This window comes from Caballeronia sp. LZ034LL, assembly GCF_031451215.1.
Lineage (GTDB): Bacteria > Pseudomonadota > Gammaproteobacteria > Burkholderiales > Burkholderiaceae > Caballeronia.
In genome coordinates this window covers 196,487-210,008 of record NZ_JARUXR010000004.1, presented here as the reverse complement: position 1 = coordinate 210,008, position 13,522 = coordinate 196,487, and the positions used below count along the sequence as shown (strand labels likewise).

Genomic DNA, 13,522 nt, shown 5'->3' with positions numbered 1-13,522 from the left:
CCTCGCCGCAAGCTCGCCCGTCAAAGACACCATTCGCATGAACCTACACGACCAGCTCGGCGCGCTGGAGTCGAGCCTCGACACGCTCCTTCAGACCGCCTCCGCTCCTGCTTCTGCCCCGGCTTCTGCCTCAGTTTCCGCTTCCGCCGTCGAACCCCGCGAAGCCGCCGACAGCGCTCCCGCCGAACCGCCCGCGCTGAACCGCGACGCCTCCGCACCCGCTGAACCGCCCGCGCTGAACGAAGCGCCGAGGCTCGTCGTGTCGCGGCCGGATCGCGACGCCATCGAAATGACGATTGCGGGCAAAACGGTCAAGCTGGGGCCGGAAGGGGTATCGGAACTGATCGAAGAGCTCTCGAACGTGCGCGCCTCGATGTCGCCGGAACAGCCCGCCGGGATTGCGCCGGGCTGGCGCTTCGCCGCGACCAAGAACCCGGTCATGGCGACGCAAAAATACGCCAACGGCGACCGCCTGCTGGTCCTGCGTCACGGCGGACACGGCTGGGTGCCGTTCACGTTTTCGCCGAACATGGTCGTCGAGCTGTACGCCATGCTGACGAAGAAGTAAGGCGGCTTCGTCGCGAAGCCGCCCGGTACACGGGTTTTACGAACCTTCCTGCGTCGGCGCCTGCACCCGCGCCTTCCACTGCCCGCCCTTCCCGCTCCAGTAACGCACGGCCGAGCCGATCGTCGCGCTGACGTAGAACAACGCGACCAGCGGCAGCAGCGGCGCCCACAGCAGCGACCTGCGGTAGTAGCGCAGCATCGGCCCGTAGGCGATGCACATCAGCGCCCAGGCCACGCATGCGGGCCACGCACGCGCGCCCATCGCCAGGGACAGCAGCGGCGGCGCCAGATAGATGACCACCATGCCGATCACCGTGCCGATCAGCAGCAACGGCGAGTAACGCAACTGCGTGAACGCCGTGCGCGCGATCATGTTCCAGACGTCGCGCCAGCTGTCGTAGGGACGCAGCGATTCGCTGGTCTGGGCGAGATCGAGACGGATCGGACGCGCGGCGTTGCGGCCGAAGCGATGCTTTATGCGCTCGGCGAGACTGCAATCGTCGATCAGTTCCTGACGGATCGATTCAATTCCGCCCGCCTCCGCCAGTGCCGACCGCCGCACCAGCATGCAGCCGCCCGCAGCGCCGGAAGTGGCCTTGCGCACGTCGTTCACCCAGGCAAACGGATACAGCTTCGCGAAGAAGAACACGAAGGCCGGAATCAGCGCCTTTTCCCACAGCGAATCGCAGCGCAGGCGGACCATCAGCGACACCAGGTCGCGGTCCTCGAGAATCGTGCGCGCGACGAGTTGCGTGGCGGCATCGGCGGGATGGTGGATGTCGGCGTCGGTGAGGAGCAGGTGTTCGGCGGGCAGCCCGAGCGAATCGATCGCGCCGATGCCCTGCGACTGCGCCCACACCTTGCCCGACCAGCCCGGCGGCAGCGGCTGCGCGGTCAGCACGGTCAGACGGTCTTCGAGCCCGAGATCGCGGGCGGCGGCGAGTGCGACGCCGGCGGTGTCGTCGGTGCTGTGGTCATCGACGACGATCACGTGGAACGCACCCGCATAGTCCTGCTTGAGCAGCGAGCCGACCGCGCGGCCGATGACATCGGCTTCGTTGCGCGCCGGCACCACCGCGACGAGCGCCGGCCACGCGCCGCGCCGCGCGATTTCCGCGCTGCCGACGGCGTGAATGGTCGTGCCGGACAGTGCCGGCGCGGGCTCGGCGCGCCAGAATCCGCCGCGCGCGAACAGCAGCACGAGCCAGATCAGGAGGGACAGCCAGGCAATCAGTAGCATGTTTCAGGTGTTTAGCTGGGGTAAGAACGGGAAGAGCTTGGCGGAGCGGTTTTAACCGGCTCCTGACGTGACGACGCGGGCGTTGCCCGACCGGCACGAGGGGCAGGCCGGCGCGTGGATGCGCTTTCAAACGCCACCCGGCACGGCCGCGCCTGACCGAAAACGACCGACAGTCTACTGGGTTCTGAAAAGCGCCGTATTGCATGCGCCGCGGCGCACCGGCGGCCATGGCAGGCAGTGAGCACCCGAAAAGGGAACGCGTTAGAATACGCGGTCAACTTAGGCGCGCAGATCCTTCCCCAACATGTCTTTTTTTCCGGTCTGCTGTTTTGGTTTCGTCGCCGTTTGTTAAGTGTCGGGTTATACAGTCGTCATGCAGCCTGAATTGCTGGAAAAGCGCGCCGGAATCATGCGAGCTCGCCGCCGGCCAACCCCGAAACCCGCGTCAGTCGGAGTTCGTTCGAATATGCGTATCATCCTTGCTCAACCCCGCGGCTTTTGTGCGGGCGTGGTCCGTGCGATCGAGATCGTCGATCGGGCCCTCGAACGGCATGGCGCACCCGTCTATGTGCGTCATGAGATCGTTCACAATCGTCATGTGGTCGACAATTTGCGCAGCAAGGGTGCACGCTTCGTCGAAGAACTGGACGAAGTGCCTCATGGCGCAGTGGCCATCTTCAGCGCGCATGGCGTGGCGCGCAGCGTCGAGAAAGATGCCGACGCACGCGGTCTCGATGTGCTCGACGCCACCTGCCCGCTCGTCACCAAGGTGCACGTGCAGGGGCGGCAATATGTTTCGCAGGGCCGCACCCTGATCCTGATCGGCCACGCGGGACATCCGGAAGTGGAAGGCACCATCGGCCAGATTCCGGGCAAGGTGGTGCTGGTGCAGAGCGAGGCGGAAGTCGAGAAGCTGGCGCTCGACATCGATACCCCGGTGGCGTACGTCACGCAGACCACGCTGTCAGTGGACGACACGCGCGGCATCATCGATGCTTTGCAGCGCCGTTTTACGGATATCGTCGGGCCGGACACGCGCGATATCTGCTACGCAACGCAGAACCGGCAGGCCGCGGTGCGCGAGCTGTCGGACCAGGTGGACGTGTTGCTCGTCGTGGGCGCCACCAATAGTTCCAATTCGAACCGTCTGCGGGAAATCGGCGCCGAAAGCGGCGTGCCGAGCTATCTCGTGGCGGACGGTTCGGAGATCAGGCCGGAATGGTTCGCCGACGTGCAGACGGTCGGCATCACCGCGGGCGCATCGGCGCCTGAAGAAATGGTCAAACATGTGATCGATGCCCTGCGCGCGTTCGGACCCGTCGAAGTCACGACGATGAACGGCCGCGAGGAAAAGGTCGAATTCAAACTCCCCGCGAAGCTCATGCAGCCGCTCGCCGCCGTCGCGGCCACGGCCATTCGCGAAGAATAAGGAGAGCAGGCAATTGTCTATTCCGATGCTTCAGAAGGCGCGTGTCGGCGCCTACATCTTCAAGCAGCACTTGAGCCGCAACAAGCGCTATCCGCTCGCGCTGATGCTCGAACCGCTGTTCCGCTGCAATCTCGCCTGTAACGGCTGCGGCAAGATCGACTATCCGGATCCGATCCTGAACCAGCGCCTGTCGCTGGAAGAGTGTCTCGGCGCGGTCGACGAATGCGGCGCGCCGGTCGTTTCCATCGCAGGCGGCGAGCCGCTGCTGCACAAGGAAATGCCGCAGATCGTCAAGGGCATCATGGCGCGCAAGAAGTTCGTGTATCTCTGCACGAACGCGCTGCTGATGGAAAAGAAGATGGACGACTACGAGCCGAGCCCGTACTTCGTCTGGTCCGTCCACCTGGACGGCGACCGTGAAGCGCACGATCACTCGGTGTCGCAGCCGGGCACGTACGACAAGGCGGTCGCGGCCATCAAGGAAGCGAAGCGCCGTGGCTTCCGCGTGAACATCAACTGCACGCTGTTCAACGACGCCGAGCCGGAACGCGTGGCGAAGTTCTTCGACACGCTGGGCCCGATCGGCGTGGACGGGATCACGGTGTCGCCGGGCTACGCGTACGAGCGCGCGCCGGATCAGCAGCACTTCCTGAACCGCGACAAGACCAAGACGCTGTTCCGCGAAATCTTCAAGCGCGGCAACAACGGCAAGAATTGGTCGTTCAGCCAGTCGACGCTGTTCCTCGACTTCCTTGCAGGCAATCAGACGTATGAATGCACACCGTGGGGCAACCCGGCGCGCACGGTGTTCGGCTGGCAGAAGCCGTGCTATCTGGTCGGCGAAGGTTACGTGAAGACCTTCAAGGAACTGATGGAAACCACCGACTGGGACAAGTACGGCACGGGCAAGTACGAGAAGTGCGCGGACTGCATGGTCCACTGCGGCTTCGAAGCGACGGCCGTGATGGACACGGTGGCGCATCCGCTCAAGGCGGCGAAAATTGCGCTGCGGGGTCCGCGCACGACGGGCGCGTTCGCGAAGGACCTGCCGTTCGACAAGCAGCGCCCGGCTGAATACGTGTTCTCGAAGCATGTGGAGATCAAGCTGGAAGAGATCGGACGCATGCAGAAGAACAAGGGTGCGAAAACGGCGGCTGTGGCGAATTAAGGCGGCGGTTGTCGGGTGAATATAAAGGGCGGATGATCAAAGGTCATCCGCCCTTTTCGTTTTGAGTTACCTTTCATCCCCTGCTGTGAAGCCCCCTCACCTCAACAACACTTCCCCGCCCCCGTCCCATACCTCGCTTCCTGCCGCTCGCGAAAGAACTCCGCATACGACATCACCGTCGTGTCAGGATGCGTCGTCTGCATGTGCGTGACGTAGGCATCGTAGTCCGGCATCCCGACCATCAGGCGCATCGCCTGGCCGAGATACCGTCCCGCTTGTCGAAGATCGTCGAACATCGCCGCTTCCTCAATGACCCGCGCGCACGGCCGCGCCCGCATTCGAAGGCATCGGCTCGAACGGCGTTTCGCGCACCGTCGGACGGGCTTCGCGATGCGCACGCAGCACCGCCATCACGCCGTACACCGCGATGCTCAACACCACGAAGATGAACAGGCCCGCAAGCGCCGCATCGACATAGTCATTGAAGATGATGCGTTGCATCTCCGGCAGCGACTTGGCCGGCGCCATGACCTTGCCCGCGTCGTAGGCGTCGCGCAGCTTGCCGGCGTGCGCGAGGAAGCCGATCTTCGGATTGGCATCGAAGATCTTCTGCCAGCCCGCGGTCAGCGTGCAGATCAGCAGCCACGCGGCCGGCACGAGCGTCACCCATGCATAGCGCTCGCGCTTCATCTTGAACAGCACGACAGTGCCGAGGATCAACGCAATACCCGCGAGCATCTGGTTCGAGATGCCGAACAACGGCCACAACGTATTGATGCCGCCGAACGGATCGACCACGCCCTGATACAGGAAGTAACCCCAGGCGACCACGCACAGCGCCGTCGCGATCAGGTTGGCCGGCAGCGATTCCGTGCGGCGCAGCGCCGGATGGAACGTGCCGAGCAGGTCTTGCAGCATGAAGCGGCCGGCGCGCGTGCCCGCATCGACGGCCGTCAGGATGAAGAGCGCCTCGAACAGGATGGCGAAGTGATACCAGAACGCCATCATCGTCTCGCCGCCGATCACCTGGTGAAGAATGTGCGCCATGCCGACCGCGAGCGTCGGCGCGCCGCCGGCCCGCGCGACGATGGTGGTCTCGCCCACCGCCTTCGCCGTCGAGGTCAGCATGTCCGGCGTCAGCATGAAGCCCCATCCCGATACCGTCTGCGCGACCGCTTCCGGCGTGCTGCCGAGCAGCGCGGCCGGGCTGTTCATCGCGAAGTAGATGCCCGGCTCGATCACGCACGCGGCGACCAGCGCCATGATCGCGACGAACGATTCCATCAGCATCGCGCCATAGCCGATGAAGCGCATGTTGATTTCGTTGTCGATCATCTTGGGCGTCGTGCCCGACGAGATCAGCGCATGAAAGCCCGATACGGCGCCGCATGCAATCGTGATGAAGAGGAACGGGAACAGATTGCCCGACCACACCGGACCGCTGCCGTCGACGAACTTCGTGAACGCCGGCATCTTCAGTTCGGGCGCGACGATCAGGATGCCGATCGCGAGGCCTACGATGGTGCCGATCTTGAGGAAGGTAGAGAGGTAGTCGCGCGGGGCGAGCAGCAGCCACACCGGCAGGACGGAAGCGACGAAGCCATAACCGATCAGGATCCACACGAGCTGCGTGCCGGTGAACGTGAACCACGGCGCGATGGCCGGCGATGCCGCGACGTGCCCGCCGAACGTGATCGCGAGCATCAGCAGCACGAAGCCGACGATGGACACTTCGCCGATTCGTCCCGGACGGATATAGCGCGTGTACAGGCCCATGAAGATCGCGATGGGAATCGTCGCGGCGACCGTGAAGGTGCCCCACGGGGAATTCGTCAGCGCCTTCACGACGATCAGCGCGAGCACCGCGAGAATGATCACCATGATGAGGAACGTGCCGAACAGCGCGATCACGCCGGGCACGGTGCCGAGTTCCATCTTGATGAGATCGCCGAGCGAGCGTCCGTCGCGGCGCGTCGAGATGAACAGGATCACGAAGTCCTGCACCGCGCCCGCGAACACGACGCCGGCCAGGATCCACAGCATGCCGGGCGTATAGCCCATCTGCGCGGCCAGCACCGGACCGACCAGCGGACCCGCACCCGCGATGGCCGCGAAGTGATGTCCGAACAGCACGTATTTGTTGGTGGGAACGTAGTCGAGGCCGTCGTTATGACGAACGGCCGGCGTCATGCGCAGGCCGTCGAGTTGCAGCACCTTGCCCGCGATGAAACGTGAATACAGCCGGTAAGCGATGAGATAGACACAGACCGCCGCGATGACGATCCACAGTGCGCTGATGCGTTCGCCGTGCGCGAGCGCGATGGTGCCGAATGCGAACGCGCCCAGCAGCGCGAGCGCAATCCAGACCAGGAATCCTGAAGCCCGATTCATGGTGTCTCCTTGTTTGGTTGACCTTGGGAGCCAGGCTCCGTAGTCGTGGCATGCGCCACGATGACGCATTGGGCGGTAGTATTCGCTTTCGCCGGAACGCTTACAAGCGCATGACTACGTACGCGCGCTGCGTGCCTTCACGTAGCGGAAAACCCTGTTGCAATGAATCTCAAGGTCAAAATCTTCCTGCTCGCCATCGTGCCGTTCGCACTCGCGATCGGCGGCATCACCTACGGCGTGCGGCAGCAGGCGCAGTCGCTCGCGCAGGTTCAGCACGCGACCACGCAGGCCGCGTACGTCTCGAGCAAGGAAATCGAGCTGCGGCATTACGTCGAGATCGCGAAGAGCACGATCGCGCCGTTCTATGACCCGCCCGCAGGCGACACGCGCAGCGACGAAGAACGCCGCCGCCTCGCGCTCGACGCGCTGCAACGGCTCGACTTCGGCCAGGACGGCTACTTCTTCGTCTACACGATGCACGGCCTGTCGCTGATGCATCCGCGCCAGCCCGATCTCGTCGGCCGCGATCTATGGCTGATGCGCGATCCCAACGGCGCGCTGACCATCCAGGAACTCGTCCGCCAGGCCTCGCAAGGTGGCGGCTATGTGCGCTACCTGTGGCGCAGGCCATCCACTGGATTGCTCGCGCCCAAGCTCGGCTATGTCGTGCCGCTCGAACGCTGGGGCTGGATGATCGGCACCGGCATCTATCTCGAAGACGTGGAAACGACGCTCGCACGCATCGACGACCGCGCCGCCTCGAACATCGCGCGCACGCTGACGTGGATCGGCGTCATTGCGCTGGCCGCGCTCGCCGTCATCGCGATCTGCGCCGCCGTGCTCAACATCAGCGAGCATCGCAGCGCCGATGCCAAGCTCAGGCGCCTCGCGCGGCAAGTGGTGGAATCGCAGGAACAGGAACGCGCGCGCCTCTCGCGCGAGCTGCACGACGGCATCAGCCAGATGCTGGTTTCGGTGAAGCTGCTGCTCGAATCGGCGCTGGCGCGCTTCGAACGCAGCGCGGCGCGCGAACCCACCGCCGAAGCCGCGCTCTCGACCGGTCTCGGGCGCCTCGCCGGCACGCTGCGCGAAGTGCGGCGCATCTCGCACGCGCTGCGCCCCGCGATGCTCGACGATCTCGGCCTCGCCGCCGCGCTCGAACAACTCGCGCGCGAATCGAACGGGCAGGACGGCATTGAAGTGCTTTTCGACTCGACCGGCCCGGGCGAAAGCCTGCCGGACACCGTCAACACCGTGCTGTTCCGCATCGCACAAGAAGCGCTCAACAACATCACGCGGCACGCCAAAGCATCGCGCGCGCAACTGACGCTTGCCGTCGCGAAGCACGCGGTGACGCTCGACATCACGGACAACGGCGTCGGCTTCGACGTGCCCGCCGTGCTGTCCGATCCCATGCGCGGCCTCGGCCTGCGCAACATGCGCGAGCGGCTCGATACGCTGGGCGGTGCGCTGCGCATCGACTCGCAACTGGGCCGCACGGTCATCGTCGCGAGCGTGCCGCTGCCGCTCGCCGCACCCAATCTCCAAGGACACGCCGATGAGCGCTGAACCCGCCCGCCTGATTCTCGTCGATGATCATCCGCTGGTGCGCGACGGCCTGCGCGCGCGCCTCGATTCCGTGCCGCATCTGCGGGTCATCGGCGAAGCGGGCAATGGCCCGGATGCGCTGGCCCTCGCCGCCGACGAGGCGAATCCGCCCGATCTCGTGCTGATGGACGTGGGCATGGCGGGCATGAGCGGGATCGAGCTGGCGGCGCGCTTCCACGAGCGCTTTCCGGACATTCGCGTGCTGATGTTGTCGATGCACGACAACGTGGAGTACGTCATGCAGGCGGTGCGTGCGGGCGCGAGCGGCTATGTGCTGAAGGATTCGCCGGCGACGGAAATCATCCAGGCCATCGACGCGGTGCTCGCCGGCCGGACCTTCTTCAGCGCCGGCGTGGCGGCGCGCATGATCCAGGCACGTTCGATGCAAACTCCGCTCGAACGCCTGACGCCGCGCGAACTCGAGATTCTCGACGCGCTGGCGCAAGGCCTCTCCAGCAAGCAGATCGCGCAACAGCACGGGCTGTCGGTGCGCACGGTAGAAACGCACCGGCTGAATTTGAAGCGCAAACTGGATATAGACGGACAGGCCGAGCTGATCAAGTTCGCGGTGGAGCACCGCCGACGCTAGCGCATCAGCCCGCCGAACGGGCGTTGTGCTCGGCGAGGAACTTGATCAGGGCATCGACGCCGCCCTTCTGCAACTGCCCCGCGAATTGTTGCTGATAGACCTGGATGAGCCACGCGCCCATCATGTCGATGTCGTAGATTTTCCAGCCCTGCGGGGTCTTCTGCAGACGGTAGCGCACCGGGTTGTCGCCGCCCGTGGAGATGACGTGCGATTCGACCACCGTGTCCTTGGTGTTGGCATCGATGTTGGGCGAGTCGAACTTGAATTTCACGTCCTGGTCGCGCAGTTGCGACAGGGACGCCGCGTAGGTGTGGACCAGCAGCGTCTGGAACTGGTCGTAAAGCTGCTTCTGCTGCTCGGGCGTGGCGCTGGCCCAGGCCTTGCCCACCGCGATGCGCGTCGTGCGCTGGAAGTCGGTGGCGGGAAGGAAGCGGGTCTGGACGAGCTGTGTGATCTTCGCCATGTCGCCGCCGCGCGCCTGCGGGTCGGCCTTCATTGCGTCGACCGTGCCCTCCACCGCGTTCTTGACAACGGCATCGGGACTCGTTTGTGCGGCTGCCTCGCCCGTGAAGGCCACCGAGGCAAGGACGAAAGCGAAGCAAATGGACAGATAGCGTTTCATGGCACCCGTTCTCTGATCTGGTTTGTTGGCGCGGGCTCTACGGCCCTGGGACGTTGCACAAGGCTGCCGCCGGTTGGTGCAGCAAGTATATCGACACCACAGCGCCGCAACAGTTCAAGCGCGGACAGTGCTGATGCGCCCGCTATACTTGCGCGGCACACCGCGTCGTTTGATCGCGGCGATGCGCTTTCCGGCGATCGGCATCATGCACTTCGCGCGTAGCATTGCGCAAAAATAACAGGACACACAGGTAGCGTCTTCATGCTGACGTCCAACATTACTCGTTTCGTCACCCTCGCCATCCGCCGCCCGGCCTGGATTATCGCCATTTCGCTCCTGCTCGGCGTGCTGAGCACGATCTACGTCGTTCATCATTTCAAGATCAGCACCGACGTCAGCCAGCTGATCGAGACCGAACCCGAGTGGGCGGCGCGCAGCAAGGCCATCGACCAGGCCTTTCCGCAGCGCGGCGCCACCCTGCTCATCGTGGTCGAGGCGCCCGCGCAGGAGTTCGCCGATGCCGCCGCGAACCAGCTCGCCGCCGCGCTCGCCAAGGAGCCGGAGCGCTTCAAGTCGGTGTCGCAGCCTTCAGGCGGCCCGTTCTTCGAGCACGAAGGCCTGCTCTATCTGCCCGTCGACAAGGTCGAGCAAGTGACGAAGCAGCTCGTCTCAGCGCGTCCGCTCATCAACACGCTCGCCCACGACCCGACGCTCACCGGCCTCGCGCAGACGCTCAACACCACGCTGAACCTGCCGCTGACGCTCGGCCAGGTCAATCTCGGCCAGATGGCCGGCCTGCTCGGCCATGCCAACACCGTGCTGACACACGTGCTGGCCAATCAGCCGGCCGCGTTCTCGTGGCGCCAGCTGGCGGATTCGGGTTCGTCGAACAAGGATGCGCCGGGACGCGCCTTCATCACCGTCCTGCCCGACCTGGACTTCAATGCGCTGAAGGCGGCGGCGGGCACATCGGACGAGATCCGCGCGAAAGCCGCCGAACTCGGCCTCGACAAAAAGTATGGCGCCAGCCTTCATCTGACCGGCGCGCAGCCGCTCGCCGACGAGGAATTCGCCTCTGTGCAGGACGGCGCCGCGCTCAACGGCGTGCTGACCTTTCTGGTCGTGCTGATGATCCTGTGGGTCGCGCTGCGCTCGAAGCGCATGATTCTCGCGGTGTTCATCACGCTGTTCGTCGGCCTGGCGATCACGGCCGCGCTCGGCCTCATGATGGTTCACGCGCTGAACATGATCTCGGTGGCGTTCATGGTGCTGTTCGTCGGGCTGGGCGTGGATTTCGGCATCCAGTTCGGCGTGAAATACCGCGAGGAGCGCTACAAGCACAAGCGGCTCGACGTCTCGCTCGCGGAAACCGCGCGCCATGTGGCCGTGCCGCTGACGCTTGCCGCCACCGCGACCGCCGCAAGCTTCTTCTCGTTCCTGCCGACTGCGTATCGCGGCGTGTCGGAACTGGGCTTGATCGCGGGCGTCGGCATGTTCGTCGCGTACCTCACCAACATGACGCTGCTGCCCGCGCTGATCAAGGTGTTCGCGCCGCCGGGCGAGGCGCATTCGCCGGGCTTTCCGGTGCTCGCACCCGTCGATGAATTCCTCGACAAGCATCGCAAGCCGGTGCTGATCGGCACGCTGGTCGTGGTGATCGGCGCGCTGCCTCTGCTGTTCAACCTGCGCTTCGACTTCAATCCGCTGCATCTGAAGGATTCGCACACCGAGTCGATGGCAACGCTGCTTTCGCTCAAGGATTCGCCCGAAGGCGCGGTCAACGATGTCGCGGTGCTGGCGCCGTCGCTTGCCGACGCGGACCGCATCGCGGCGAAACTCGACAAGCTGCCGGAAGTCGGACGCGCGACCACGCTGTCGTCGCTGATTCCGGGCGACCAGCCGCAGAAGCTCGCGCTCATCAAGGCTGCCGCCGATCAGCTGTTGCCTGCGCTCGATCAGCCCACGGCCGCGCCGGCGACGGACGAGATCAGGGTTGCGGCGTTGAAGCGCGTGTCGAGCCAGCTGTCGCTTGCTGCTGACGAACATCCCGGCCCCGGCGACAAGGAAGCGAAGCAGCTGTCGCAGACACTCGCGAAGCTTGCCCAGGCCGATGCCGCCACCCGCGACCGCGCCGACCACGCACTGGCCGACCCGTTGCGCATCGCGCTTGCGCAACTGCGTTCGCTGCTGACGCCCAGCGAAATCACTCGGGCGAGCCTGCCACCGCAGATGGTCGAGACCTGGGTGACGCCGCAGGGCCAGGCGCTGGTCGATGTCTCGCCGAAGATTCCTCCCGGCGCCGATCCGAACGACGACGCGCTGCTCGCCCGCTTCGCCGATGCCGTCCAGAAGGCCGAGCCGGACGCGATCGGCGGGCCGATTTCGGTGCGCCATTCGGCGGAGACCATCATCAAGTCGTTCCAGCAGGCGGCGCTGTACTCGCTGGCCGCGATCACGGTGCTGCTGTGGATCGCACTTCGCCGTTTTGGCGACGTTCTGAGAACTTTGGTACCGTTGCTCGTTTCCGCGATCGTGACGCTGGAGCTGTGCGTTGTCTTCAGGATGCCGCTCAACTTTGCGAACATCATCGCGCTGCCGCTCATGCTGGGCGTGGGCGTCGCGTTCAAGATCTACTTCGTGATGGCGTGGCGCTCCGGCCAGACGCGCCTGCTGCAATCGAGCCTCACGCACGCCGTGATGTTCAGCGCGGCCACCACCGCAACCGCATTCGGCAGCCTGTGGTTCTCGCATCATCCGGGCACCTCCAGCATGGGGCGGCTGCTGGCGCTGTCGCTGTTTTGCACGCTGGTCGGCGCCGTGGTCTTCCAGCCCGTCCTGATGGGCAAACCGCGCCGCGTACGCGCCGCGGACCGGGCCAGGCTGCGCGCGGCTCAACGGCATGACAACCTAAGAGGAATTGAAGAATGAAGTCGGGATCGACGGCGTTGACCCCTCGCGCAGTGCGCAACCTGGGAATGGGACTGGCGATCGCGGGCATGCTCGCCACCAGCGGCTGCGCAACCGGCCCGGACCGCAATCCGCGCGATCCGCTCGAGCCGATGAACCGCAAGATCTTCACGTTCAACGACACGCTCGACACTTACGTGGCGAAGCCCGTCGCGCAGTTCTACGTGGATTACACGCCGAGCCCGTTCCGCACCGCCGTCAGCAATTTCTTCTCGAATCTCGGCGACTTCTCCAACTTCGCCAATAACCTGCTGCAGCTGAAGATCACCGATGCCACGGAAGATCTGATGCGCATCGCGATGAACTCGGTGTTCGGGATCGGCGGTCTGATCGATATTGCGTCGCCGGCGGGCCTGCCGAAGCATCACCAGGATTTCGGCCTGACGCTCGGGCACTACGGCGTGCCGTCGGGTCCGTATCTCGTGCTGCCGCTGCTCGGCCCGAGTTCGTTCCGCGACTCGACCACCTGGTTGGTCGACTGGCGCGTGAATCCGATCAGCTATACCGACGCCGATATCCGCTGGCCGCTGTACGGCGTGAATTTCGTCAGCGCGCGGGCCGATCTGATCGGCGCGACCGACCTGCTCTCGGCGGCCGCACTCGACAAATACGCGTTCGTCCGCGATGCCTACACGCAGCGCCGCCAGTATCTGCTGACCGGAGGCGGCGCATCCACGCTGCCCGATTACGGTGACGAAGGCGCGAGCGCGCCGGAAGGCGCCAGTGCGCCGCCGGGACAGAGCGGCGGCAGCAGCCAGGAGCAAGGCTTGCCGACGTATGACGATCCGGGCGCGGCAGCGGCGCCGGCGGGCGGGGTTGGCGGCAAGTCGCCTGCGCCTGCGGAAGAGGCGCCGCAGGGCGCGCCCTCGCCAAGTTCGAGCAAGGCGCAAGGCCTGCCGACTTACGACGATCCGGCGGCGCAGCCCGCCAAGTAAGCCGCT

The 13,522-nt window shown here is 65.0% G+C and carries 11 protein-coding genes; 7 read left to right on the top strand and 4 right to left on the bottom strand.

The window, feature by feature from the left end:
- Window positions 1-37: 37 nt before the first annotated feature.
- Entirely contained in the window at window positions 38-568 is a 531-nt protein-coding gene (locus tag QCE83_RS28335) for a hypothetical protein (RefSeq protein ID WP_309819130.1), read from the top strand.
- A gap of 36 nt (window positions 569-604) precedes the next feature.
- Here QCE83_RS28335 and QCE83_RS28330 read toward each other — a convergent pair whose 3' ends face one another.
- Window positions 605-1,807 (bottom strand): glycosyltransferase, encoded by a 1,203-nt coding sequence (locus QCE83_RS28330; protein WP_309819128.1) that lies wholly within the window; start codon window positions 1,805-1,807, stop codon window positions 605-607.
- A 466-nt stretch (window positions 1,808-2,273) separates the two neighbouring features.
- Here QCE83_RS28330 and ispH point away from each other — a divergent pair, with 466 nt between their 5' ends.
- Together ispH and hpnH are read left to right on the top strand one after the other, a co-directional pair.
- On the top strand, window positions 2,274-3,236 hold the full coding sequence (gene ispH, locus QCE83_RS28325; protein WP_309819126.1) for a 4-hydroxy-3-methylbut-2-enyl diphosphate reductase: 963 nt from the start codon (window positions 2,274-2,276) through the stop codon (window positions 3,234-3,236).
- Window positions 3,237-3,249: 13 nt separating this feature from the next.
- Complete coding sequence (gene hpnH / locus QCE83_RS28320) at window positions 3,250-4,404, top strand: adenosyl-hopene transferase HpnH (RefSeq protein WP_309819124.1); 1,155 nt, start codon at window positions 3,250-3,252, stop codon at window positions 4,402-4,404.
- Between the two features lie 101 nt (window positions 4,405-4,505).
- Here the strand turns inward: hpnH and QCE83_RS28315 are convergent, their stop codons facing one another.
- Together QCE83_RS28315 and QCE83_RS28310 are read right to left on the bottom strand one after the other, a co-directional pair.
- Window positions 4,506-4,700 carry a YbdD/YjiX family protein gene (locus QCE83_RS28315; protein ID WP_309819122.1) on the bottom strand — a complete coding sequence of 65 codons (195 nt, stop codon included), beginning with the start codon at window positions 4,698-4,700 and terminating at the stop codon, window positions 4,506-4,508.
- A 10-nt stretch (window positions 4,701-4,710) separates the two neighbouring features.
- On the bottom strand, window positions 4,711-6,795 hold the full coding sequence (locus QCE83_RS28310; RefSeq protein WP_309819120.1) for a carbon starvation CstA family protein: 2,085 nt from the start codon (window positions 6,793-6,795) through the stop codon (window positions 4,711-4,713).
- Window positions 6,796-6,957: 162 nt separating this feature from the next.
- On the opposite strand from QCE83_RS28310, the gene QCE83_RS28305 reads away from it, so the two are divergent.
- Together QCE83_RS28305 and QCE83_RS28300 are read left to right on the top strand one after the other, a co-directional pair.
- Window positions 6,958-8,364 (top strand): cache domain-containing protein, encoded by a 1,407-nt coding sequence (locus QCE83_RS28305; RefSeq protein ID WP_309819118.1) that lies wholly within the window; start codon window positions 6,958-6,960, stop codon window positions 8,362-8,364.
- Window positions 8,354-8,992 carry a response regulator transcription factor gene (locus QCE83_RS28300; protein ID WP_309819115.1) on the top strand — a complete coding sequence of 213 codons (639 nt, stop codon included), beginning with the start codon at window positions 8,354-8,356 and terminating at the stop codon, window positions 8,990-8,992. Before QCE83_RS28305 ends, QCE83_RS28300 begins: the two co-directional genes overlap by 11 nt.
- 4 nt (window positions 8,993-8,996) lie before the next feature.
- Here QCE83_RS28300 and QCE83_RS28295 read toward each other — a convergent pair whose 3' ends face one another.
- Window positions 8,997-9,614 carry an ABC transporter substrate-binding protein gene (locus QCE83_RS28295; RefSeq protein WP_309819112.1) on the bottom strand — a complete coding sequence of 206 codons (618 nt, stop codon included), beginning with the start codon at window positions 9,612-9,614 and terminating at the stop codon, window positions 8,997-8,999.
- A 261-nt stretch (window positions 9,615-9,875) separates the two neighbouring features.
- Here QCE83_RS28295 and QCE83_RS28290 point away from each other — a divergent pair, with 261 nt between their 5' ends.
- Entirely contained in the window at window positions 9,876-12,542 is a 2,667-nt protein-coding gene (locus QCE83_RS28290; RefSeq protein ID WP_309819110.1) for an MMPL family transporter, read from the top strand.
- Window positions 12,539-13,516, top strand: coding sequence for a VacJ family lipoprotein (locus QCE83_RS28285; protein ID WP_404985762.1), 978 nt, complete (start codon window positions 12,539-12,541; stop codon window positions 13,514-13,516). Before QCE83_RS28290 ends, QCE83_RS28285 begins: the two co-directional genes overlap by 4 nt.
- Window positions 13,517-13,522 lie beyond the last annotated feature (6 nt).